This window comes from Vibrio sp. 99-70-13A1, assembly GCF_013114625.1.
In the GTDB taxonomy this organism is placed as follows: domain Bacteria; phylum Pseudomonadota; class Gammaproteobacteria; order Enterobacterales; family Vibrionaceae; genus Vibrio.
The window spans coordinates 141163-165553 of the sequence record NZ_VTXD01000005.1 but is presented as its reverse complement, the minus strand read 5'-3'; the positions used below and the strand labels follow the sequence as shown (position 1 = coordinate 165553).

Genomic DNA, 24391 nt, shown 5'->3' with positions numbered 1-24391 from the left:
TTAGTCTAAATTGTCGACAATTCACTTGATTGTCGACACTTTTATCGTCTATTTTATATTCAGAAGAACAAATTGTAGACAATGTGAGTAACCAGATAGCTCACAATGAATGGCTAAGTATAAGGTGTTACCCATGAATAGTGCGCTTTCGGTAAATAACGAAACAAACATTCGTCCAAGCGATAAAGAAACTCGTACAAGTGACAAAGAAAGCAATAAGCCTGAATCTCAAAATACCAAATCAGAAAGTCTTACTGAGTATTTAATTGAAGCCATTGTAGGTGGCTCGATTGCCCCAGGAAGTAAAATCTCAGAGCCAGAATTAGCAAAGCGTTTTGAAGTAAGTCGCGGCCCGTTGCGTGAAGCCATTATGCGCGTGGAAGGTTTGGGGCTGATAGAACGAATTCCTCATGTTGGCGCTCGTGTTATTACTTTCTCTCCAGACAAACTGATAGAGCTGTATGCCGTTCGTGAAGCTCTAGAAGGTATGGCAGCGCGACTAGCTGCGCGCCATATCACCCGAGAAGAATTACTTGCGCTTGAAGGGCTATTGTCAACCCACTCACAGCATATTGATGAAGTAGAAGGATCTTCCTATTTTCATCAACACGGCGATTTTGATTTCCATTATCGCATCATCAAAGCCAGTCGAAATACTCAACTTATTTCCTTATTGTGCAATGAGTTATATCACCTTCTTCGAATGTACCGATATCAAGTGCCGCGATCTCAATCTCGCCCAGAGCAAGCGCTTGATGAGCATAAATATATTCTTCAGGCGATCAAAAATGGTGATGAGGAATTAGCAGAAATGCTGATGAGACGGCACATATCAGGAAGTCGAACTCTAATAGAGCAGCAGATCAGCACAGCGTAATGCTAGTCCTGTATCAGCCAGCCCAATTTTTAACTTACCAAAAGAATAAATAGATAAGCAGTATTAACAGGAGAACCAATGATGAGTTTAAGCCCCGGAGCGAAGTTTCGACGTGCAGTTGAAAACAATAACCCACTTCAAGTCGTCGGCACGATTAATCCGTATTGCGCGATGATGGCGAAAAATTTAGGTCATCAAGCGATTTACCTATCGGGAGGAGGAATTGCCAACGCGTCATATGGGCTGCCTGATCTAGGGATCACAACCTTGAATGATGTGCTGGTGGATGTCGAAAGGATCACCAACGCCTGTAATCTTCCACTGCTCGTGGATATTGATACGGGTTTCGGCGGGGCATTTAATATTGCTCGTACCATTAAAGCGATGGAAAAAGCAGGAGCTGCTGCTGTTCACATGGAAGATCAAGTTGCCCAAAAGCGCTGTGGTCATCGCCCGAATAAAGCCATTGTCAGCCAGCAAGAAATGGTGGACCGAGTTAAAGCCGCTGCTGATGCTCGCATTAACCCTGAATTTGTTTTGATGGCAAGAACTGATGCCCTAGCAGTAGAGGGTATTGATAGTGCCATTGAGCGAGCCATTGCTTGTGTGGAAGCGGGGGCAGATATGATCTTCCCTGAGGCGATGAATACTTTAGAGCAGTATGTTCAATTCTCAACATCTCTTGAATCTGCTACAGGAAAGCACGTTCCTATCTTGGCGAATATTACTGAGTTTGGACAAACACCATTATTTAATACTCAGGAGCTGGCGGATTCAAAAGTAGACATGGTGTTGTACCCGCTAAGTGCTTTTAGAGCCATGAATAAAGCGGCTGAAATGGTTTACACCCATTTACTTGAGCAAGGTAACCAAGAAGCTTTGTTAGGGGAAATGCAAACACGAAAAGAGCTGTATCAGCACCTTAACTATCATGACTATGAAGATAAATTAGACCAGCTTTTCAAAAGTGAATAAGGCTGTAGTAAACATAAGAAAACTAAGCTAAGCAGAATAAAAAGAGCTAAGCAGAACAAAAGTAATTATTAAAAATAACCTAATCCAATAACGTGAAAATTTAGTCTTGTGTTACGTGCGCTAGCTAGCGGTTAAATGTGTCGAAACTCATAAATCGCAGTTAAAAAGCAATCGCTCCAAAGAGAGCACACACGCTAAAACAGAAAAGGAGTTCACAATGCCGAATTCTTCTAATAAGAATCAAGCTATAGGTGGCGCAGGTCTTAGAGGTCAAAGCGCTGGAAGTACATCATTATGCACTGTCGGACAATCAGGAACGGGTCTCACTTACCGAGGCTACGATATATCAGACTTAGCGAATAACGCGGAGTTTGAGGAAGTCGCTCATTTACTTTTGAGAGGGCACTTGCCTAATCAAAGTGAGTTAGACGAATACAAAACGGAATTGATTGGCTTAAGGGGCTTACCAACAGAGCTGAAGCAAGCTTTAGAGCTGATACCTGCAAGTGCGCACCCAATGGATGTGATGAGAACAGGTTGCTCTGTACTTGGTAACTTAGAACAAGAGCAGAATTTCACTCAGCAATTAAAAGCCACTGAACGAATGCTAGCGTTATTCCCTGCAATTATTTGCTACTGGTATCGCTTTAGCCACGATGGTGTTCGCATTGAAACAAAAGATCATAGCGAAGCTTGTATAGGTGGCTATTTCTTAAAAATGCTAACGGGCAACTCACCATCAGATTTACATAAAAAAGTCATGCATTGTTCGCTCATTCTCTACGCTGAGCATGAGTTCAATGCATCCACTTTTGCAGCTAGAGTGTGTGCATCGACTTTATCTGATTTGCACTCCTGCATTACAGGAGCAATTGGCACATTGAGAGGTCCATTACATGGCGGAGCAAATGAAGCCGCGATGGATATGATTCAAGGCTGGCTAACACCAGATGAAGCTGAAGCTAATATTCTCAATATGCTAGAAAATAAAGACAAAATTATGGGTTTTGGTCACGCTATTTATCGTGAAAGTGACCCTCGTAATGCGTTGATTAAACGCTGGTCAAAAGAATTGTCAGAAAGCGTAGGTGATACTCATTTGTATGCGGTTTCTGAGCGAGTTGAATCCGTGATGAAACGTGAGAAAGGCTTGTTCTGTAATGCGGACTTCTTCCATGCATCGGCTTATCATTTTATGGATATTCCCACCAAATTATTCACGCCAATTTTTGTGATGAGCAGGCTAACTGGCTGGGCTGCTCATGTGTTCGAACAGCGTGAAAATAACCGAATCATTCGACCAAGTGCTGACTATGACGGCCCTGAACACCAAGAGTGGTTGCCAATCGAAAAGCGATAGTAACCAGTCGAATGGAGCATGTTGTGATTGTCTAAATTAAGGCAATCGACCATTAGGTTAGATTCATGGATGGAATTATGAGTGATTTAAGTACAAATTCTGCGGCATTGAATTATCAATATCGGAAAATACTAAAAGGAACACAACTTGAGTATTTCGATGCAAAAGCTGCCGTTGATGAGATAGAAAAAGGCGCATACGAAACGCTGCCATATACTTCGCGTGTCTTAGCGGAAAATTTAGTACGACGCTGTGAACCAGAAGCATTAGTCGCTTCTTTAAAGCAGTTAATTGAACGTAAACAAGATCTAGATTTTCCTTGGTACCCAGCTCGTGTCGTTTGCCATGACATTTTAGGTCAAACCGCATTGGTTGATTTGGCTGGTCTCCGTGATGCGATTGCAGAACAAGGTGGGGACCCTGCAAAAGTGAATCCGGTAGTAGAGACTCAACTTATTGTTGATCACTCGTTAGCCGTTGAGCATGCGGGTTTTGAGCAAGATGCGTTCGAAAAAAACCGCGCGATAGAAGAAAGACGAAATGAAGACCGTTTTCACTTCATTGAATGGTGCAAAACGGCGTTTGAAAATGTCAGTGTTATCCCTGCTGGCAACGGAATTATGCACCAAATCAATCTGGAGAAAATGTCTCCGGTTGTCCAAGTGAAAAATGGCATAGCATTCCCTGATACCTGTGTAGGAACCGATAGCCATACTCCTCATGTCGATTCATTAGGTGTAATTGCTATTGGTGTAGGTGGTTTAGAAGCCGAAACCGTGATGCTGGGGCGACCATCAATGATGCGCTTACCTGATATTGTTGGCGTAAAATTGGTAGGAAAACGTCAAGCTGGTATCACAGCAACCGATATTGTTTTGGCGATTACTGAGTTTCTGCGTAACGAACGAGTGGTATCCGCATATTTAGAGTTCTTTGGTGAAGGCACAAAAGAATTAACGATTGGTGACCGCGCCACTATTTCAAATATGACGCCTGAATACGGCGCGACGGCAGGTATGTTCTATATTGATGAGCAAACCATTAACTATTTGAAATTGACGGGTCGAGAGCCTGAACAGGTTGAATTAGTTGAAGCTTACGCGAAACAAACTGGGCTATGGGCAAGTGATTTAGAAACTGCCAAATATGAACGTGTTCTTGAGTTTGATTTATCAAGTGTCACACGAACATTGGCAGGGCCTTCTAATCCTCATAGACGCTTACCTACTTCGGAATTGGTTGAGCAAGGGATCGCCAGAAAGCAATCCAATACAGACAAAATTGACGTTGGATTAGAAGCCAAACCGTTATCTACCAATCCTCAATCTACCGAGCATCTGCCTACTCATTTAACTAGCGAACCGCTACCTGATGGCGCGGTGATCATTGCCGCAATTACTTCGTGTACTAATACCAGTAATCCTAGAAACGTGGTTGCTGCAGCATTGCTTGCTAAAAAAGCCAACCAACTTGGGTTAGTTCGTAAACCTTGGGTGAAAACTTCTTTTGCTCCGGGTTCTAAAGTCGCCAAGTTATATCTTGAAGATGCTGGTCTACTCACTGAATTGGAAAAGTTAGGGTTTGGTATTGTCGCGTATGCCTGCACAACTTGTAATGGTATGAGCGGTGCACTTGACCCTAACATTCAAAAAGAAATTGTCGACCGAGATTTGTATTCAACTGCGGTACTTTCGGGTAACAGAAATTTTGATGGCCGAATTCACCCATATGCCAAACAAGCGTTTTTAGCTTCACCACCTTTAGTTGTTGCTTACGCGCTTGCAGGATCGATCCGTTTTGATATTGAACGTGATTCTCTAGGGAAAGATATGAGCGGTCAGGACATTTATCTCAGTGATTTATGGCCAAGTGATGAAGAGATTGACGCGGTGGTGAACCAGCATGTTAAACCCGAACAGTTTAAACAGATCTATATCCAAATGTTTAAACAAGATAATCAGCAAGCCAATTCTAACCCTCTTTATGATTGGCGAGAGATGAGTACCTATATTCGTCGTCCTCCATATTGGGAATCCGCTTTATCAGGCAACCTTGATCTATTAGGTAAACCCAAGCTATTAGGTAAACTCGATCAAGAAAGAAAACAGAATGCTGCTAATGAAAGCAAGAGCATATTGTCGGGAATGCGCCCGCTAGCCGTTCTTGGCGACAATATCACCACTGATCATTTATCACCTTCAAATGCGATCTTAGCGAGCAGCGCTGCGGGTGAATACTTAGCAAAAATGGGCTTGCCTGAGGAAGACTTTAATTCTTACGCCACTCACCGGGGGGATCACTTAACCGCTCAGCGAGCAACCTTTGCCAATCCGAAACTATTCAATGAAATGGTTAAAGAAGATGGACAGGTCGTTCAAGGTTCTTTTGCTCGAATTGAACCTGAAGGCAAAGTGACCCGAATGTGGGAAGCCATTGAAACCTATATGGATAGAAAGCAACCGTTAATCATTGTTGCTGGCGCAGACTATGGGCAAGGGTCTTCCAGAGACTGGGCGGCAAAAGGAGTTCGCTTGGCTGGAGTGGAAGCGATTGTAGCTGAAGGGTTTGAAAGAATTCACCGCACTAATTTAGTTGGGATGGGCGTGATGCCGTTGCAGTTTAAAGAAGGTGTTAATCGCCATACGCTTGAGTTAGATGGCACAGAGCTTTATGACGTGATCGGTGACATTGAACCAAGAGGCGATTTGGTTTTAGTTATTACTAGAAAGAATGGCGAGAAGATCGACCTTCCAGTGACGTGCCGACTAGATACCGCTGACGAAGTTTTAGTTTATAACGCAGGCGGTGTTCTACAACGCTTTGCTCAAGATTTTTTAGCACAATAAGGAGCGGGAAATGATCAAATTTACAGCTCCATCCATTACTGAAAAATCGGACGCTGGTGGTGATATATACTCGCAAAACCTAATGCCACAAGTGAGAGTTCCCGCCACTTATATGCGTGGCGGAACAAGTAAAGGCGTTTTCTTTAACTTAGAAGACTTGCCAGAAGAAGCGCAAATAGCGGGTGAGGCAAGGGACAATTTACTGCTGCGCGTGATAGGTAGCCCTGATCCATATGGTAAGCAAACCGATGGGATGGGTGGGGCAACGTCAAGTACCAGCAAAACGGTCATTGTTTCCAAAAGTACTAAAGCTGAACACGATGTTGATTATCTGTTCGGACAAGTGGCGATTGATAAACCCTTTGTCGATTGGAGTGGAAATTGCGGAAATCTATCCGCGGCAGTCGGTCCATTTGCTATTCATAGTGGTTTGGTTGCTAAAGAGCGCATCCCAAAGAATGGCATCGTCAAGGTTCGAGTATGGCAAGTCAATATAGAGAAAACCATCATCATCCATGTGCCAATTCATGAGGGAGTGGTACAGGAAACTGGTGGTTTTGAATTAGATGGCGTTACATTTCCAGCGGCAGAAATCCAAGTGGATTTTGTAAAACCTGCAGATGAAAGTGGCTCTATGTTTCCAACGGGTAACTTAATTGATGAACTAGAAGTGCCAGAGCTTGGAGTCATTAATGCGACGCTGATTAATTCAGGAATACCGACCATTTTCATTAACGCTGAAGATCTTGGCTATCAAGGAACAGAGTTACAAGAAGACATCAATTTTGATGAAAAAGCACTGACCATGTTTGAAAGTATTCGCGCTCATGGTGCATTAAAGATGGGGCTAATAGAGCAACTTTCTGATGCAAAAACAAGGCAGCATACGCCTAAGGTCGCGTTTGTGGCTCCGCCTAAACAATATATTTCTTCAAGTGGGAAAGCCGTGAATGCCTCTGAGGTTAATTTGCTTGTTCGTGCACTCTCAATGGGGAAATTACATCACGCAATGATGGGGACTGCGGCTGTCGCGATTGCTTCTGCTGCGGTAATTCCAGGTACAGTTGTCAGCGAAGCAGTTGGTGATGATGTAAAAGATTACGTCACGTTTGGTCATCCATCAGGCACGTTGAAAGTAGGGGCGCATGCTCTTGAAAATGACAACGGATGGGGGGTTGAGAAAGTGATGATGAGCCGAAGTGCTCGCATATTAATGGAAGGTTGGGTTCGAGTCCCATTTTAGTCTCTGTTTTAAGAGATGAATTGAGCATGGAGAGACATCATGTCTGCTTACTTAAAAGAGTATCAATGGGCTCAAACGCAGCCTGAATCATTTTGGCAATCACAATCAGAAAACATAGATTGGTTTGAGAAGCCAAAAACAACGTTATTTTTAGATGAAAATGGTATCGAACGCTGGTTCGCGGATGGTGTCATGAATACAGCTTGGCTGGCTTTGGATTACCATTGCGAGAATGGTCGCGGTAGTAATGTTGCGATCATTTACGACTCGCCGGTTACTCAGACAAAACAAACATTCACGTACTTTGAATTGCGAGATCAAGTCGCAAAACTGGCCGGAATGCTTACTCAGCAAGGTGTTGAAAAAGGTGACAGGGTCATTATTTACATGCCTATGATTCCTCAAGCGGCAATGGCAATGTTGGCTTGCGCAAGAATAGGGGCGATTCATTCGGTCGTTTTTGGTGGTTTCGCGCCTAATGAACTTGCGGTTCGGATCGAAGATGCGGAACCCAAAGTTATTATGACCGCGTCATGCGGTATTGAAATAAACAAGGTGTTGCCATATAAGCCATTGGTTGATAAAGCCATTATGGATAGCCGATGGAAGCCCGAAAAAGTAGTGGTTTTCCAAAGAGAGCAAGCGAAAGCTGAATTGAACAATGAGCGTGATTTAGATTGGGAACAAGAAGTAGAAAAAGCTTCCCCTCATACTTGTGTTCCTGTCGCCGCGACTGATCCTCTCTATATTTTGTATACATCAGGCACTACAGGTAAACCTAAAGGCGTGGTTCGAGACAACGGCGGACATGCAGTTGCGATGAAATATTCAATGCAGACAATCTACGATATGCCACAAGACGGTGTCTTTTGGGCTGCATCAGATGTTGGTTGGGTTGTTGGGCATTCTTACATCGTTTATGCCCCTTTGATTCATGGCTGCACAACGCTTTTATTTGAGGGGAAACCAGTAAGAACACCTGATCCAGGTGCATTTTGGCGAGTGTGTGAAGAATATAGCGTTGATGTTCTTTTTTCTGCGCCGACGGCTTTTAGAGCGATTAAGAAAGAAGACCCAGAAGGAAAGCTACTGAAGCATTATGACTTGTCTAAGCTGAAGTCTATTTTCATGGCTGGTGAGCGTTTAGACCCTCCAACATTGGAGTGGGTGGAAGCACATAGTGGTAAGCCTGTCATTGATCACTGGTGGCAAACTGAAACAGGTTGGGCTATCGCAGGCAATCCCATTGGCTTAGAAAAGATGGCGATTAAATCTGGTTCTGCGACCAAACCTATTCCAGGTTACCAGGTTGAAGTGCTGGATGAGCTTGGTGAAAAATTAGACGTGAATAAGCAAGGTTTTGTTGCACTGAAAAGACCACTTCCTCCAGGGTGCTTACCAACAGTGTGGCGGAATCACGACCGTTTCGAGTCAGGATATCTTAGCCAATTTGAAGGCTACTATGTTTCAGGTGATGGTGGGTATTTTGATGAGGAAGGTTACCTGTTCATCATGGGTCGAATTGATGACGTGATAAACGTGGCAGGACATCGATTATCGACAGGTGAGATGGAAGAAATTGTTGGTGCTCACCCAGCCATAGCCGAATGTGCGGTTGTGGGTGTGCATGATGAATTGAAAGGCCAATTGCCACTTGGTTTCGTTGTGCTCAAAGATGGTGTGAAAGTGGATGACTTGCAACTTGAAGGGGAGCTTGTTGGCAAAGTCAGAAACGAAATTGGTGCTGTCGCTTGTTTTAAGCATGCACTGGTAGTGGAAAGGTTACCTAAAACACGCTCGGGTAAAATTTTGAGAAGAACCATACGTCAAATTGCAGATGGTGAGCAATACGTTGTGCCTTCAACAATTGATGACCCTTCAAGCTTGAATGAAATTGAGAATAGGCTGCGTAAGTAGCTTGTTTTAAATAACATGCTCTTTATTAAAACGGTCGCCAGCAGTGCGACCGTTTTCTTCATAAACTCTTAAGACTCTAAACGAAAAAATGCTCTAAAGGAAAACAGCTAATTGCTTGTTTAGAAACGCTGTATCAGTACACTACAATCTACTTACGTATTTATCTGATTTAAGAAGTTTATTTGTATGGATCTCACCCTACGTGCCGCTCAACATAAAGATTTAGAGCAGCTAAATGAATTGATGTTTGAGTTGCACCATCATCACCACTTAGCAAGCCCTGAACATTTCAAAACCGCAGAAGAAATTGAGCAGGAAAAAAGCATTGCTCGATACTTAGACGATCCGGAATGCATTGTTTACGTCGCTTTAAAAGGGGAATTGATTGTGGGGTTTGTGACTGGGCACTTTTGTGAACTCATTTCTACAGTGAGCAAGCCAGTACAGATGGGAAGTATTGATGAGCTTTATGTCTTACCGGATTACAGAAAAGAGTCCATTGCTGAATCTCTTTTTGAAAAGCTAGAGCGTACATTTGACGATTATGGTGTTCAGCAAGTCTTTGTCGAAGTCTGGGATTTTAATTCACCTGCCAAGCACTTTTATCAAAAAATGGGGTTCATTCCTCATATTCAATGGATGAGAAAGTCGTTGCGTTAAACATAAAGAGCCACGTACAGTTTATTTTATTACACTCGGTTTGTTTTCTATTTCTTTGTTGGTGAATGTATTGTTTTCTCGTTTTTGTTTCATAATTTTACTTTCTCTTTTTAGTGCGTTTTCCGTTACTGCAGATGACTTGCTTCCCGATCATATCAAAGGCGCACTTTGTTTAGTCCGCGCCGATAATCAGATACTCATTGTTGATGAGCTCATTACAGGGCAGCTGTCTCTTCCTGGAGGAACCATCACTCCTGGTGAGCCAGCATCAATTGCAGCCCAACGTGAAACTTGGGAAGAAGCCGGGCTGGCTGTGACTGTTGGTCATGTTTTAGGTTACACCGACGGCGCAGTTGTTTTTGATTGTGTCTCAGACTCTGAAATTATTAGTTTTCAACATAGAAATGAGCTGGGCGGTTTTGAGCTTCCTATCTGGTTCGCACCTCATTATGGGGTAGAAGTAAGCAGAGCAATGCTTATTGAACCAAATGCTATCGTCCCAGAGCAATATCGATACCCTGATGAATGGGGAAGAGTGTCTGAAATGTTTGGTAACGCGAGTGAGCAGCCAGTGACTTATGTTGATGAGCTTATTGGAGCAGCACCAAAAATTCACCAAGCTGAGTTGAGCGGAATCAAAGGGTTTCAAACGGTCATTCAATCACTACCGGCTGCGGTTTCTAACTTGATTTTATCTACCGACCAGTTATTAAAACCTTGGTTGTTTATTGTTGTTATTCCAATGGTTGCTTGGTATTTCGGTCGATCGTTCGCTTTAAAGTTTGGATTTACTTTAGTAGCCGTTACATTGCTAAGCTTGATCGCACATCAAGGTTTTGGTTTTCCTAGACCTCATGCTTATATCCCGTCTTTAAAACTGGTGGACAGTACTGGTTATAGTTTTCCAAGCTTAGTGGCAACTTTATGGGTGAGCTTGGGTTCATTAGTTATTTGGAAATTGAAAAAGCTATCAGATACAAAAGCATGGATTTATTTAGCAGTAGGTTTAGTTTGGATCACCATCTTTAAAACCTATTCTGGCAGTTCATTTCTAAGTGACATAGCAATGGGTGCCATTTTAGGTGGTTTAGGTACGTGGCATATTGTGCGGTTAGATAGCAAGCCTGACGTTAATGTCAGTGAGTTACTAAGTTCTAAGGCTATCTGGTGGGGGCTTACATTGCTAACAGTGATATTGACCGTTATATGGCCGTTGCCTACGTTTACTTTTTGGCTAGCGATGCTGATAACTATTTCTGGCACTATAACCCTACTTAAAGGGCAATTGCTGGCTAAAGCTGTCCCGTTTAATTTTATGATTGGGGTTATCGCTTTATTGTTACTGATTAACTTCTTGATAAGCGTTGCTGGTGGTTACATTGCTTATAGCGGCATTGGGTCGTTAATTGTTGAAACAGTGAGGTTTCCTTTACTCATCTTAATTGGATGTGTCGCAGTGAAAGCAAGTAATAAAACTGTCTAGAACCGAAATCTAGTTGTGTTTATTGATAAGAAACCGAATGTAATATGCATTCGGTTTTTTGGTTCTGTTTCCACTGAACGGCTTTATCTGAAGAGAATTTATTAAAGTTGGTAGCAACTTAAAAGCTGAGGGATGACGGCTTGTGGCGAGTAATCTTGTTTTATGGTGCGTTGAGCATTTTCGCCTATCTGACTTCTTTCTTCTTCTGCTAACGCAAACCAAGCAACCAGCAATTGGTGCATTTCTGATTCATCATGTGCAATAAAGCCATTGTTCTCATGATGGATAAGGCTAGGTAAATTTCCTACCGCCATTGCTATAACAGGAATACCACGTGCCATTGCTTCTAGAGCCGCCATTGGCAAACCCTCATACCGGGATGGAATAACCAACACATCTATTTGTGACCACACTTTACTCATATCAGTTTGATGACCATGGAATATAAGGTTGTCTGGCTTCTGGTTTTGTAAGGCGTTACGCTCTGGACCATCTCCAAACAAATGGAATGAGTACTCAGGAGATAATGACGCAAGCGTAAGAAAGCGATCTGCGGCTTTTTCATGGCTTAATCGCCCGACAAAACCAATTTGTTTTCTATGATGCTTTCTTTGTTGCTGGTTACTGGCAAGTTCGGACGAGGGAAGAGTAACGAAATTATTCAAGAGTGATGATTTGCTTGGCACTTTTTGCTGAATTTTATGGCTTACTACAAGGGAATGATTGGATAGAAAGCTAGAGTAACGGTCAATGAAGTCATAGAGCCAGACTTTTCCTTTAGGTGTTTCACCTGCGTGATAAGTTGATAATTGTTTGAGCTTACTTTTGGCGAACAGTTTGCCCCATTTGCTTATCAGACTCGCTTTGTAGCCATGCGCGTGAATTAAGCTTGGGCAGTATTTATCACAGGCTGATTTTAATTGATGGAATGAAGAAGTGTATTGAGGTGATAAATCAGCTAAATAAGAGTAGGGGACGTTGATTTCATTCAATTTAGCTATGATTGCCGGCTCTGGTGAATATTGAGTCAGCAGAACGACGCGAACCGATTTTTTGAAGGTTAATAGTCCTTGGGCGAGTTCTAATACGTGAGCTTCAATGCCTCCGAATATTTGGCTGTCTAAGAACAGCCAGATTTCATTAATATGAATGGAATGGGAATTAGCTTCGCTGTGTTCAGCATTTTTTCTATCAGAGTTGTTCGGTGCGGATTCAAGTTCAGCTTCCAATGCAGAACGATTATGTGAGCTCAAACTGGAATGAGCCCCTACATTGGAGTGAGTGTCTGATTCTAAATTAGGCTTGGCTGAGCTCATCGTCAGATTCCCAAGCTTGCTTCTTACGATAAACCGTTGATGGACTCAGTTCTAATAACACTGCAGCATTCAATACATTCCCATCACAGTGGTGGATCGCATTTTGAATCGCTTCTCTTTCTATTTTCCACATAGGACGTATTTGTCCATTCGGAGTCATCAAAATATTAGACGCTGTTCCTGTAACGCTATCTCCTGAATGTTGTGGTGTATCTGCGGTGGCTGAATTAGAACCTTGAAACCCCTGTTCTGAATTGCCTATTTGCAAAGAACTGTTTTCTTGTGAAGAGCTATCTGTTTGTGAAGAGTTGTCTGTTTGTGAAGAGTTATGTGCTTGTAAAGTGTTATTGTTTTTTAAAACGTCGTTCTCTTGCAAAGAATTATGCGCTTGTACTGGTTCGGTAACACTTGCTGTTGGCTCAGGTATCGCCTGAGCTACAGACTTCACTTCAGAGGTAACCGCAGAACTTAGTTTAGGCGTAGAGCTTGTTTTCACGCGATTGATAGGCGGTGGAATCATGTCTTTTGAGACACTGCTTTCATTGTTCAAAACCACGATGTTGCGAATGACATTTTGTAATTGACGCACATTACCAGGCCAAGGGTAACGCTTTAGAATTGATTGCGTTTCTTTATCTATCGACTTGAATTTCTTCTTGTCTTGCTTAGCGTAAACTTTCAGAAAGTGGCTAGCCAGCGTGACTATGTCGCTTCCTCTATCACGAAGTGGCGGCATTTCAATTGGCACCACATGTACGCGATAATACAAATCTTCACGGAAACGACCTTCTTCTACTTCAACAAGAGGATCGCGGTTCGTTGCACAGATAATTCGAACATCAACTTTTAACTCACGGCTTCCACCTAGTGGAGTGAAAGTGCCTGTTTGTAGGAATCGGAGCAGTTTCTTTTGCATCTCCAATTCCATTTCGCATAACTCATCAAGGAAAAGCGTTCCTCCGTGAGCTTGCATTGCAGCACCTTTGCGGTCTGTCGTTGCGCCAGTAAATGCCCCTTTTACATGACCAAAGATCTCACTCTCCATCAGATCTCTTGGTATTGCACCGCAGTTAATCGCAACAAATGGCTTATCTCTGCGCTGACTTTCTTGGTGAATGGCTTCTGCACACACTTCTTTACCGGTACCACTTTCACCATTGATGAAAACGCTGGCAGTCGTTGGGGCTACAGCATCAATGGTTTTATATACCGCTTGCATCGGTAAACAAGAACCAATGAAGTTATGAAATTTTTGGCGGTCGAATTTAGTTTGAATGTCGTCTACGAGATGTTCTAGTTTTGCTCGTTTTAGATGAAGAGCAACAGAGGTTTTTAGGCGATCAGCTTGAATAGGTTTTTCTAGGAAATCTTCAGCACCACGCTGAATGAGACTCACGGCAATATCTACAGAACCATGAGCAGTCGCGATGATCACCGCAGTAGGAATTTCACTTTCTGATATCCAGTCGAGTACTTCTTCGCCCGGCATATCAGGCAATTTGAGATCTAAAATGACCAGTTGAGGAGCGTGCCTTTCAATGAAGGTTTTCGCTTCTTTTCCGGTCTCTACGTGGAAGATGTCATAGGGTTCATCTTTGACGTACTGCTTATATAATATGGCAAGGGACGTTGAGTCTTCTACTAATAGTACTTTTGGACGCATTGACAATTCCTTTGAAACTTATCCTAACCAACCAATAGCATAGTGACCTTTGCTCATCAATGCATAACCACTTTATATGTTAGCTTGCGCATAGTTTGCTTAACACTGTTTCTTATATAGATAAAAATAAGGATGAAAGAGTCTATCTGTTTGAAATGTCAGTACTAAGTGGCAGGCTATTGCACTTAAGAAGAGAAGCCTTCATTTTTCCGTATAATCAGCGCATTAATAGACTCGTCGGCTAATGTTTTGAGCTCTTCAACAAGCGGAAATGCCGTGGAATATTGTTTTTCAAGACACAAGCGTTCAATTTTTCTGGCCGCTAAGGATAAAGCATGGTTACCGAGTGCGAGTGAAGTACTGCCAAGAGTATGAGTCTCAAACTCTAAAGTTTCTTGGTCTTTATTTTGGGCTGCTTGAACGATGTTTTCCAACCGGGTGGTTGATTCTTCAACATAATGCTCAATAAGCATAGGAATGATTTCTGCTGAGGTGTCGATGATCATTTGCTGCAGAATTTGCTCATCAACCAATTCAGCTGATCTTTCGATACTTAAGCCAGTTTCGGTTTGAGCTAAAGGGTGTTGTTTACTTTCTTGGTTAAAATTATTCAATGTAAATTCCTTCTATCATTGATATTTTTCTAATGTTTACTGACTCTTATTATTCTATGAGTATGCGACTTTTTCAGTAATTGTGAAGATCTTGTTGTAAATTAAATGGGTAAATTGAGAAATTCATTTCTGACTAGTTTACTTATTAAACTGGTGCGTACTTTTCTTGGAAGAAACCAAGCTTTGTTGATTTGGCGAGTAAGCTCTTGAGAAAAGCTAGGGGTATGTTTCATATTCATGATTGCACCCATCAAGTTAATAGAAGTGCCTGATAATAATGACTTAGCTTGTTCTAAATGATGAGTTGATGTTTCGCCATAAGCAACGACTAATAAGGTTGTATCACAGGCACTTGCTACACTTTGGGCTGGAATATTGCCTTTATTGATATTTAAGATAGGGGAAGTATCAACAATCACTCGATCATAATTCCCTAACCATTGGCTTATAACTTTAGACAAGGTTGTCGGATCTTTATAGGCAAGTTGTGTTGACGCTTGGCGTGGGGCTGGAACACCAACAAACATGCGGTTTGTTTCAACATGTTCAATTAAGTGTTCGCCATCAGGCTCGTGCAGCACATTTACGTCTTTAAATGCTGGGTTGAATAAGTTTAAGTCAACATACAAGGTAGAGTGACCAGCAAGCAGGTAACGCTCTGCTAATGCCGCGGCTACAGAGGTTACGCCGTCACCTGAATGGCATGCCGTGACACAAATTGATTTATGCTCATTTAACTCAGAAGCAAGGTAAAGCTGCTCAATTTCAGCATGGGTTGCAGATATAGTCATTACAATGCCCCTATTAGTACGATGGTGGTGGTTAACCTTAGAATGTCTTCTAGACCAACGCGTGCTTTTTCAAGAAAGCTGTCACGACGGTCTGGAATGAATATCGTATCTCCTGCACGAAGCACTGGAAGGTGATAGATGTTTGCTGTTTTACTGAATTCAATAAGGTCAAAAGTACGAGCTTGACCTTGGCAGCAAGACATATTGACTACTGTTATTTTCTCAAGGTAAGCATTTTCTCTAGGGCCGCCAGCCTCCGCTAAAATATCCAGTACGGTCATGTTGTCATTAAATACGTATCGACCAGGGTTATTGACGGCTCCTAGTACTCGGACTGTCGATTCTTTTGAGCGGTCTAGCCAATTTTTGTCTTTTTCCGGGATGTAGATGGTGTCGCCGGTTGTCACATTTGGAAGTAAAGATTCATCGCCTGTTTCGAAATACAGTGACAAGTTTAATTTGCTAACTTTTGAATAGCTCTTATCTCGATGAGTGATTCGAATATTGTGTATATCTGCATCTTTTGTTGGTCCGTCTGCGGCTGATAATATATCGAGGAAGTGCATGTCTTTGGTAAATCGGTAACGACCCGGAGCGTTGACTTGACCAAATATGTAGATTGAAGCATCAGAACTTTGACGTACCCATTGAGATTTATTGTCAGACGGATCTTGTGGTAAATCATGTACTCGAATGATTGCACCTGCATTAACAAACGGCAGTTGATCTCTTGGAGCGCCATTTCGGATGTAATCATCAAGATTGAAAACGGTTAACTTTCTGCTGGTGACAACTTCGATTTTTGTGGTGTCTGCTCGTAAAGTCGGGCCGCCAACATGTGCAAGTAAGTCCATCAAGTCCATTTCATCTGACCATTCTATTCTTCCAGGTCTTACAACTTCCCCAATCACATTCACTGCTCTATCTGGTGAGATTTTTAACCATGACTTCTCATTCATGTCTGTTTTTTCAGGAACGAAAATCGCGTCACCGGCTTGAATACCAGGAGGGTTCGCGCCTTTTAAACCTTCAGTGTATGCGGTTAAGTCGAATTTCAGCACGCGACCATTGGCTTTGATGACACGAATTTGGCGAGACTCAGCAAACCGTGTTGGACCACCAGCATTTGCAAGGATATCCATGAAGGTTGCGCCTTTTTTTCCTTCATAAGCACCCGGTTCAGCAACCTCGCCCATGATATAAACCGTGTTTGCACCAGACTTAATTTCTTCTTCCTGCTTAGGAACAAAAATGGTTGAACCCGGAAGTAGAGTTGGCAGTAAGCTTGTATCACCACTATCTAAGTACTGTTTTAGATTGAATAGAGTGGGCGTGTTGTTCGAAATAACGCGAATTTGCTCAACACCTGCATAGCGAGTCACGCCACCTGAACGCATCAACACATCAACAAGATCTGTTTTTTCATTGAATGAAAATGAGCCAGGTGCATTAACCTCACCAAAGACTTTGATAGAACTTCGAGAATCGGCACTGTCACCTGAATTGGCAAGTTTAGATGCATCAAATTCTTGTTCGATATTCCCAACTAAAGGGGAGGCTGGTACAAATAAAGAGTCTAATGACTGTAACTCAGGTAAAACATCATCATTGCCTGAATCTAGAAAACGTTTGTAATTGAATTCTTTTTTTACTGCTCCACGCTTTAGCAATAGTTTATCTAATTGTGCACCAGCACGTAGCCCTCCAGCAGCATGTAGAGCCATTTGAATACTTGAGCCTTGTGCCAATGTATATTCACCAGGCTGCTCTACATAGCCTTGAACAGAAATTAAAATTTGTTGTTCTTTAACAAAAACAGAGGCGTTAGAAAGATCTCGAAAAGTAGTGCTTAGAGCGTCTAATACGACACGGTTAAGTTGCTCGTTATCGTAACCTGCAACAAAAATTCCGCCTACTTCAGGTAAGGTGATTCGACCTCGTTTATCAACTTGGAAACCTTTGTTTAGCGTTGATTCACCTGGAACATTTACTTGAATTAAATCACCAACTTGAACGGCATCAGAAAATAGGTCTGAATTTTGGCTAGTAGGGTTTGTATTCTCAGTGTTCGCTAAAGCGGCAGTTACGAAGAGTGCATTGACCAAAATTAGTCCGACAAGTGCCCACTTAGACAACGCTATGACATTAAGGCGTGAGATGTTCGATGGTATGCTCATAGTGCGCCTCCCATGTTATTCAAATTTTCTTGTGAAATGACTTCAATACTGACACGACGATTAGTTAATTGAATACCTTCAGTTTGACCTTCAAAAAGAGGGACGGTTTCACCTAAAGATACGGTATCAATACGCTGTGGGCTCAGCCCAAAAATGGTGAGGTATCGCTCAACTTGTTTAGCTCTGCCCAGAGCGAGCTTGTCGTTATAATCTTCTTCGCCAGTAGAGTCTGAATGCCCGGTAACAACCAGAGTTAATTCTTTATGTTCTTTTAAGATATTTGCGGCTTCTGCAAGCTTTCCCATGTATTTAGGGTTCACTTCCGTTGAATTAAGCGCAAATTGATTATCGACATTTAGAAGCTCATAAAGCTTTTCAATAACCGATAATTGAAGTCTAAATTGAGACTCATTTTTAGGCGGCGCGCAGCGTGTTTGTGAAGTCACATAATCGAGTTGTACTTCGAGTTCGTTAAGGCGCTTACGCTGGATAACAATGTCGTTAGCGGCATCAAGTAACAAGCCACCTTGCAGCTCTCTTGCTATACGATTTTGTTTTTCTATCGCTTGAACAACGGCGGCAGGAAAACACCAACGAGCCCCTTCTCGAATTAGGGAATCTAAATGTAACTTGGTCAGTTGCCAGTCAAAACGTAAACCATGCTCTGGGCCAAGTGGCTCATCAGGCATAACAGGTGAAAAATCTGAATTTTGATAGTTGATAGAGTCATAGCTTTCAGCAAGCCCTCCTGTCCCTTGTTGCGGGTAGCTCGTACACCCAACAACAAGAATAGAGAGAGGAATAGCTAGGTAGCGGTTTAATTTATTCATGCCAACGTCCTTGTTACTATTTTTATTATTATGTTCGAGTGTTTGAGCTGCTTGTTTAATTTTTAAGGTAATGAAAAACAAAGCATCTTAAGTATAGGAAACTAATTGAATAATTAATTGCAGTTACTTTTAGAGTTAACTGGAATAGCATGACCAATTCTAAGTAACTTCATGATTTCTAAGGGTTGTCCCTTAACATTTTCAAGGCGCATATTTCTTTCACGCTCTGTTAAACGCTTGAACATATAAACAATTGCACCCACACCTGATGAATCTAAAAACTCCACCTGGCTAAAATCAATTTCAATTTCAGGGTGACTATCATTTGAGATCACGTCATCAATGTCGGTTTGTACATCACGGCTTCCAATTGCATCTAAGTTTCCGAAAATTGAAAGAGTTAAAGTTGTGTTGTTGAGTTCAATCTTACGTAATTCCATAATTCTATCTCCATGTTTGCTTATGTTTACAAGAGCAGAATATGTGCCAATATTTAAACCTTTAAATATCAATAGCTTAAATAAGTTAAGTTACTCCTTCTCATATTGAGAAATATCCAATTATCAAATTGAGAACGATAAAAGGGTGAGTAGGTGGGGTATCCGCTCAATTAATTAAGAGCTTGAAATGCAAAGTGGAATAAGAATGAAGGCTGGATCGCAATACGATCTATTGATCTAGTGAATGAAAAGTGAAAGGTGTTAAAACAAAGTCCCTGCTTAAGGAGCTTTTTATGAAATTAACCCAACTTGCCATTGCTACTTGCTTGTCGTTTCCGAGTTATGCAAGTCAATCTTATCTACCGCCAGAAAGCTTGGTTTTAGCGAATCAATATGAGCAAGGGGTTAATGTTGATGAGTATTGGAAAAGTGAAAAGCTTGACGGTGTAAGAGCTGTTTGGGATGGCGCTCATTTGTATACACGAAATGGAAATAGAATCTACGCGCCAAGTTGGTTTACACAGAACTTGCCAAATGTCCGGCTAGAAGGTGAATTGTGGGCAGGTCGTGGAAAATTTCACATTGTACAGTCTACCGTTCTTGATCAAACCCCAGATGATGATGCATGGAAAACGATCGATTTAATGTTGTTTGATATGCCAGGGGCTGCGGGAGACTACCAGAAACGTTATTACAATATTTTGCATTGGGTGGCAGTGATTAATGAAGATCACATCAAATACGTAACCCATACTCCTATATCTAGTGAAAAAGTCTTATTTCAGCACTTAGATAATATTGGTAGTGAAGAAGGTGAAGGTTTGATGTTGAGGAAAGTTTCAAGTCGCTACCAAGCAGGGCGCAGTAATGATCTACTGAAATTGAAGCAGCACCATGATGCAGAAGCCGTTATTCTTGGTTATAAAGGTGGAACAGGTAAGTACAAAGGGATGATGGGTTCAGTGCTGGTTAAAACAGATGAAGGTGCGGAGTTTTACATTGGAAGTGGTTTCACTGATGATCTGAGGTTATCACCACCAGAAATTGGGTCGACAATTACTTTTAGATACAACGGCTTTACGCAAAATGGCATCCCTAAATTTGCTCGGTTTGTAAGACAAAGAAACGATTATTAAAAGAGCCCTGCAAATGCAGAGCTCCTTTAGAATAGATAAGCTTTAGACGATCAATCTGATTCGTTTTAGCTTAACCTAAGTAATAATGACAACAACTAGCGCGAACCGAATTCCAGCTGTACATTGTCGTCTTGTTTGTGCATCCAATGAAGGCGAACGCCAAGCATTGCTGCTGCTGAAGACAGCCCCACAATAAATCCAATCCAGAAGCCATGCGCGCCCATAGGCTCTACAATCCAATCGGTCATGCCTAAAATGTAGCCAAGCGGTAAACCAATTAACCAGTATGCAATGAATGTTCGGTTGAAGATCGCTCGCATGTCTTTATAGCCACGTAATGCACCAGCTGCGATAACTTGTATTGCATCAGTACATTGGTAAATAGCTGCAAACAATAGAAGCTGCATAGCAATGGTTATTACGGCTTGGTTGTCGGTGTAAAGCAGAGCAATGTTTTCACTGAATATAACAGTAAGAGCAGCGGTAACAAATGATGTTGCTAAACCGACCAGAATTCCTACATGGGTTGCAATTCTTGCACCTTCAATATTACTTTCACCTAGTTTATGACCTACACGAATACTCACAGCAGTACCGATGCTCATAGGTAACATGAAGATTAAAGATGAGAAGTTAATCGCCACTTGGTGTGCTGCCACTATGAGCGAGCCTAAAGGAGCGACCAGAAGGGCAACAACTGCAAATAAAGTGACTTCAAAGAAGATGGAAGCAGCTACAGGAAAACCAAGTTTGAATAATCGAACTTGAGCTTTGAGCTGAGGTTTATGGAACTCACCGAAAACATTAACCTTCGCTAAACGTTTTGAAGTCACGACATACAGCAGTAACAAAGCAAACATGATCCAATAAACAATAGCCGTGGCAACACCGCAACCCACACCACCAAGAGCCGGTGCGCCTAATTTACCGTAAACAAACATCCAGTTAAGTGGAATGTTAATTAGCAAACCAAGAAAACCAATGACCATTGCAGGCTTTGTGAGTGATAAGCCGTCCGTTAGGCTGCGTAAAGTCTGAAATAGTAGGAATGCCGGCACTGCAAACATAACGGCATCCATATACCCGTTTGTTTTGTCTGCCATGGCAGTTTCAACATTCATCATTTCCAAAATATATTGCGTCTGAAATAGAACCCCAATAATTGGAATGGAGATCAGCAGCGCCAGCATAATGCCTTGCTGTATTTCAAAAGGTATCTTTACTTGGCGACCAGAACCGTTCAGCTGAGCAACAACAGGGACAAGAGCCATTAATAGACCGACACCAAATAATATGGAAGGTAGCCAAATACTTGCTGCAATAGATACTGCGGCCATATCGATAGCACTTACGCCACCTGCCATGACGGTATCGACAAAGCTCATCCCTGTTTGAGCAACAGAGGCGATTAAAACAGGGGTTGCGAGTTTGACTAAATTTGAGGCTTCTTGTTTGTAACGATGCACAAATAACTCCAATAACGTGAAATGGGGTAGGTGAGCGAAGGAGTTAGACGTTCAGAACGAACGAGGTTTAACTGATCTTTAGGCTTCCACTAGGATGAATGATAAAGAAATGTCACAATAACTGCTATGAAAAACTGTTCATTCATCAAGTTTGATAGGAATATTATGTTTACAGGTATTGTACAAGGCGTTGCGACTGTTGTTACTATTGATAAAAAAGACAAATTCCAAACTCATATTATAGAACTCAATGGCGAGCTTGCAGAAGGTTTAGCGATTGGTGCTTCTGTTGCACATAATGGTTGCTGTCTCACCGTCACAAAAATAAACGAGAGCCGTATTTCATTTGATCTTATGCAAGCGACTCTTGCTTTAACTAACTTAGGTGAAGTTAATGTGGGTGATAATGTAAACGTTGAACGAGCAGCAAAGTTTGGTGATGAAATTGGAGGCCACAACATGTCAGGGCACATAGCACTGACGGCGACTATTCAAAATATTATCAAAACAGAAAATAACCGCACCATATGGTTTGAATTACCAGAAGCTTCAATGAAGTATGTCTTAACTAAAGGCTATATTGGTATTGATGGCTGTTCTTTAACGATTGGTGAAGTGGAAGACAATCGCTTTTCAGTACATTTAATCCCTGAAACTCTGAATAGAACATTATTTGGGAAAAGAGAAGTAGGCGAGCGAGTTAATATTGAATTTGACCCTCAAACTCAAGCAATCGTTGATACCGTAGAAAGAGTATTAGCAGCTAAAGGCAGCGTGTAGACCTTCTACATGGTCAGTTTTCTGAAATGAATTATGCATAGGCTGACATTTCAGATAGAAGAAATGCAGTGGATCAAAAAAGAGCACCGATGTGCTCTTTTTACTAAAGTTAACTTTTTACGTTGTGTCTAAAATCAAAAGACCTGTTCATCGTCAGCATCAATGGTTAAGTTGATTCGGTCATTTAACTCATCAACTTGCATATCTAAGTGAATCGCTCGACAACACGCGGGGCAATCATCATAAAAATCCTGACTGCCGTTAGAAGCATCTAAAGTAATTCCAATTGAATGTCCGCAATGTGGGCAATTGACTCTTTTCTCAGTGTAATTATGCATAGAGTACTTCCTCTTACTAACTCGTATTCTTGTACAATATTTAGTGAAAAATTCATGCTGCTAATCGCTACTGTATCTTGTAATTTTTAAGCTAAGACCTGTTTTAGTAACGTTCATTTTGACTACTCGCAGTTCATCGTTAAGCAACTAAAAAGCTTGAATCCTCTCGATACAGGCTTCAGTTTGAGCAAGATAATGACCACCAAACTGATTACAATGATTCAGTAGATGATAAAGATTATAGATCCCTTTTCGTTCACTATAGCCTAAATCTAAAGGCGCGATACTTTCATAACCTAAGTAGAAGTCTGGTTGGAAGCCTTCGAATAGCTCTGTCATGGCAATATCACATTCCCGATCTCCCCAATAACAAGCAGGGTCATAGCAAATTGGACCAAAAGCAGAGTTAGCTACGTTTCCATGCCATAAATCACCATGCAGTAAAGAAGGACGCGGACAGTGCCCAGATAAGCGAGTTTGGATCATATCGACCATTTCATCGATTCTGCCGAACTCCATCCCTTTTTCTTTAAGTAACTGCAATTGATAGCCGATGCGTTGCTCTGCAAAAAATCGTGACCACTTTTTATGCCAAGGATTGGGTTGCAGGGTGCTGCCAATAAAGTTGTCTTGGTCACAGCCAAATTCTTTTTGTTCTCCCCATTGGTGTAATTTGGCGAGTTGGACACCGAAGTCGAAGCTGTTTTTATCCGTTTCTAAAGGCTTGGTTGGTAAATAATTTAATATGATAAACGAGGCTTCTTTCGTTGTGCCTATGTGAACAAGTTCAGGAACAAACACAGTATTGGTTGTTCTGAGTAAACGAAGGTTCTCTGCTTCAATTTCAAATTTAGAGATGAAGTCACGTTGATTTACTTTTACAAAGTAACGTTCATGCCCATCACTGATCATGTAACAGTCATTAATGTCCCCACCAGGGACTTTAACCCGTTCAGTAATTTGAAAGTTAAATAAGAGCGTATTTGAAAGTTGTTGAGAAATGGCCTGCCACATAGGAAATCCTCAATTTGATTATGGTCTCTACAAGTCAGTTTAGGATAAAAAAGAGGAGTTTATCGACACGTTGGTCAATGTTCTTTAGTCTGCTTTCGTCGATAGATAACAATTTCATATAAATGTGATTACGGTCTCTAAACTGTTGTGTGATAAAGCATCATCGAATTTCATCATTTTATATGAGGTAATTAAGCCTGTGGTTTTGTGCTCGAGGGCTTTAAAGTACGTAGAGTGGTAAGTTGAATTAACCTCTCAAAGATGATCTTGATCACTGGTGGTCTGTGTAAAAGGGAATTTAATTTGATATGCTCGACCTTAAATCTTAGATAAATACCGTATATTTATCGTCCTTTATTCATTCTGGTCTAAATTTGCGCATATTACCGTCATTTGTGTTATTAAAGTGCGAATTTTTATAATAAGTAGATGACAAATTCCCATGTTGACTTAATATTACTGATA

Annotated in this window: 19 protein-coding genes and 2 pseudogenes; 10 read left to right on the top strand and 11 right to left on the bottom strand. The window is 41.6% G+C overall.

Going from position 1 to position 24391, the window contains the following annotated elements; translation table 11 throughout:
- Positions 1-133 precede the first annotated feature (133 nt).
- The 8 genes from F0226_RS06255 (at position 134) to F0226_RS06220 (ending at position 11361) form a co-directional block, all read left to right on the top strand.
- The gene (locus F0226_RS06255) at positions 134-877 is read left to right on the top strand and encodes a GntR family transcriptional regulator (RefSeq protein WP_171734838.1); all 744 of its coding nucleotides are present in this window, start codon (positions 134-136) and stop codon (positions 875-877) included.
- Between the two features lie 81 nt (positions 878-958).
- Complete coding sequence (gene prpB, locus F0226_RS06250) at positions 959-1852, top strand: methylisocitrate lyase (protein WP_171734852.1); 894 nt, start codon at positions 959-961, stop codon at positions 1850-1852.
- Positions 1853-2069: 217 nt separating this feature from the next.
- On the top strand, positions 2070-3212 hold the full coding sequence (gene prpC, locus F0226_RS06245) for a 2-methylcitrate synthase (protein WP_171734837.1): 1143 nt from the start codon (positions 2070-2072) through the stop codon (positions 3210-3212).
- 77 nt (positions 3213-3289) lie between these two features.
- Complete coding sequence (gene acnD, locus F0226_RS06240; RefSeq protein ID WP_171734836.1) at positions 3290-6058, top strand: Fe/S-dependent 2-methylisocitrate dehydratase AcnD; 2769 nt, start codon at positions 3290-3292, stop codon at positions 6056-6058.
- An 82-nt stretch (positions 6059-6140) separates the two neighbouring features.
- Positions 6141-7301 carry a 2-methylaconitate cis-trans isomerase PrpF gene (gene prpF, locus F0226_RS06235; protein WP_171734851.1) on the top strand — a complete coding sequence of 387 codons (1161 nt, stop codon included), beginning with the start codon at positions 6141-6143 and terminating at the stop codon, positions 7299-7301.
- Positions 7302-7340: 39 nt separating this feature from the next.
- Positions 7341-9218 carry a propionyl-CoA synthetase gene (locus F0226_RS06230; RefSeq protein ID WP_171734835.1) on the top strand — a complete coding sequence of 626 codons (1878 nt, stop codon included), beginning with the start codon at positions 7341-7343 and terminating at the stop codon, positions 9216-9218.
- 186 nt (positions 9219-9404) lie between these two features.
- Complete coding sequence (locus F0226_RS06225) at positions 9405-9878, top strand: GNAT family N-acetyltransferase (protein ID WP_171734834.1); 474 nt, start codon at positions 9405-9407, stop codon at positions 9876-9878.
- Between the two features lie 70 nt (positions 9879-9948).
- On the top strand, positions 9949-11361 hold the full coding sequence (locus F0226_RS06220; RefSeq protein WP_171734833.1) for a phosphatase PAP2 family protein: 1413 nt from the start codon (positions 9949-9951) through the stop codon (positions 11359-11361).
- A 101-nt stretch (positions 11362-11462) separates the two neighbouring features.
- Here F0226_RS06220 and F0226_RS06215 read toward each other — a convergent pair whose 3' ends face one another.
- From F0226_RS06215 to F0226_RS06180, 8 genes and pseudogenes are all read right to left on the bottom strand, one after another.
- The gene (locus tag F0226_RS06215; protein WP_171734832.1) at positions 11463-12677 is read right to left on the bottom strand and encodes a glycosyltransferase family 4 protein; all 1215 of its coding nucleotides are present in this window, start codon (positions 12675-12677) and stop codon (positions 11463-11465) included.
- Positions 12658-12828, bottom strand: a pseudogene (locus F0226_RS22740) (helix-turn-helix domain-containing protein); the annotation flags it as partial. The pseudogene F0226_RS22740 and the gene F0226_RS06215, both read right to left, overlap by 20 nt.
- Positions 12829-13170: 342 nt before the next feature.
- Positions 13171-14340: pseudogene (locus tag F0226_RS06205) on the bottom strand (sigma-54 dependent transcriptional regulator); the annotation flags it as partial.
- Positions 14341-14525: 185 nt separating this feature from the next.
- The gene (locus tag F0226_RS06200) at positions 14526-14954 is read right to left on the bottom strand and encodes an Hpt domain-containing protein (protein WP_253820777.1); all 429 of its coding nucleotides are present in this window, start codon (positions 14952-14954) and stop codon (positions 14526-14528) included.
- A gap of 101 nt (positions 14955-15055) precedes the next feature.
- The gene (locus F0226_RS06195) at positions 15056-15745 is read right to left on the bottom strand and encodes a chromosome partitioning protein ParA (RefSeq protein WP_171734831.1); all 690 of its coding nucleotides are present in this window, start codon (positions 15743-15745) and stop codon (positions 15056-15058) included.
- Positions 15745-17886 carry an SLBB domain-containing protein gene (locus F0226_RS06190; protein WP_345776509.1) on the bottom strand — a complete coding sequence of 714 codons (2142 nt, stop codon included), beginning with the start codon at positions 17884-17886 and terminating at the stop codon, positions 15745-15747. The genes F0226_RS06195 and F0226_RS06190 overlap by 1 nt, the downstream gene beginning before the upstream one ends.
- Before the next feature lie 32 nt (positions 17887-17918).
- Positions 17919-18752 (bottom strand): OmpA family protein, encoded by an 834-nt coding sequence (locus tag F0226_RS06185; protein WP_171734829.1) that lies wholly within the window; start codon positions 18750-18752, stop codon positions 17919-17921.
- A 113-nt stretch (positions 18753-18865) separates the two neighbouring features.
- Positions 18866-19192 (bottom strand): STAS domain-containing protein, encoded by a 327-nt coding sequence (locus F0226_RS06180; protein WP_171734828.1) that lies wholly within the window; start codon positions 19190-19192, stop codon positions 18866-18868.
- A gap of 293 nt (positions 19193-19485) precedes the next feature.
- On the opposite strand from F0226_RS06180, the gene F0226_RS06175 reads away from it, so the two are divergent.
- Positions 19486-20328, top strand: a complete 843-nt coding sequence (locus F0226_RS06175; protein ID WP_171734827.1) for a DNA ligase — start codon at positions 19486-19488, stop codon at positions 20326-20328.
- Between the two features lie 95 nt (positions 20329-20423).
- Here the strand turns inward: F0226_RS06175 and F0226_RS06170 are convergent, their stop codons facing one another.
- Positions 20424-21794, bottom strand: coding sequence for an MATE family efflux transporter (locus F0226_RS06170; RefSeq protein ID WP_171734826.1), 1371 nt, complete (start codon positions 21792-21794; stop codon positions 20424-20426).
- A gap of 165 nt (positions 21795-21959) precedes the next feature.
- On the opposite strand from F0226_RS06170, the gene F0226_RS06165 reads away from it, so the two are divergent.
- The gene (locus F0226_RS06165; RefSeq protein WP_171734825.1) at positions 21960-22574 is read left to right on the top strand and encodes a riboflavin synthase subunit alpha; all 615 of its coding nucleotides are present in this window, start codon (positions 21960-21962) and stop codon (positions 22572-22574) included.
- 134 nt (positions 22575-22708) lie between these two features.
- Here F0226_RS06165 and F0226_RS06160 read toward each other — a convergent pair whose 3' ends face one another.
- Both F0226_RS06160 and F0226_RS06155 read right to left on the bottom strand, forming a co-directional pair.
- Complete coding sequence (locus F0226_RS06160; RefSeq protein WP_171734824.1) at positions 22709-22912, bottom strand: CPXCG motif-containing cysteine-rich protein; 204 nt, start codon at positions 22910-22912, stop codon at positions 22709-22711.
- 147 nt (positions 22913-23059) lie between these two features.
- The gene (locus F0226_RS06155; protein ID WP_171734823.1) at positions 23060-23926 is read right to left on the bottom strand and encodes a fructosamine kinase family protein; all 867 of its coding nucleotides are present in this window, start codon (positions 23924-23926) and stop codon (positions 23060-23062) included.
- Between the last annotated feature and the right edge of the window lie 465 nt (positions 23927-24391).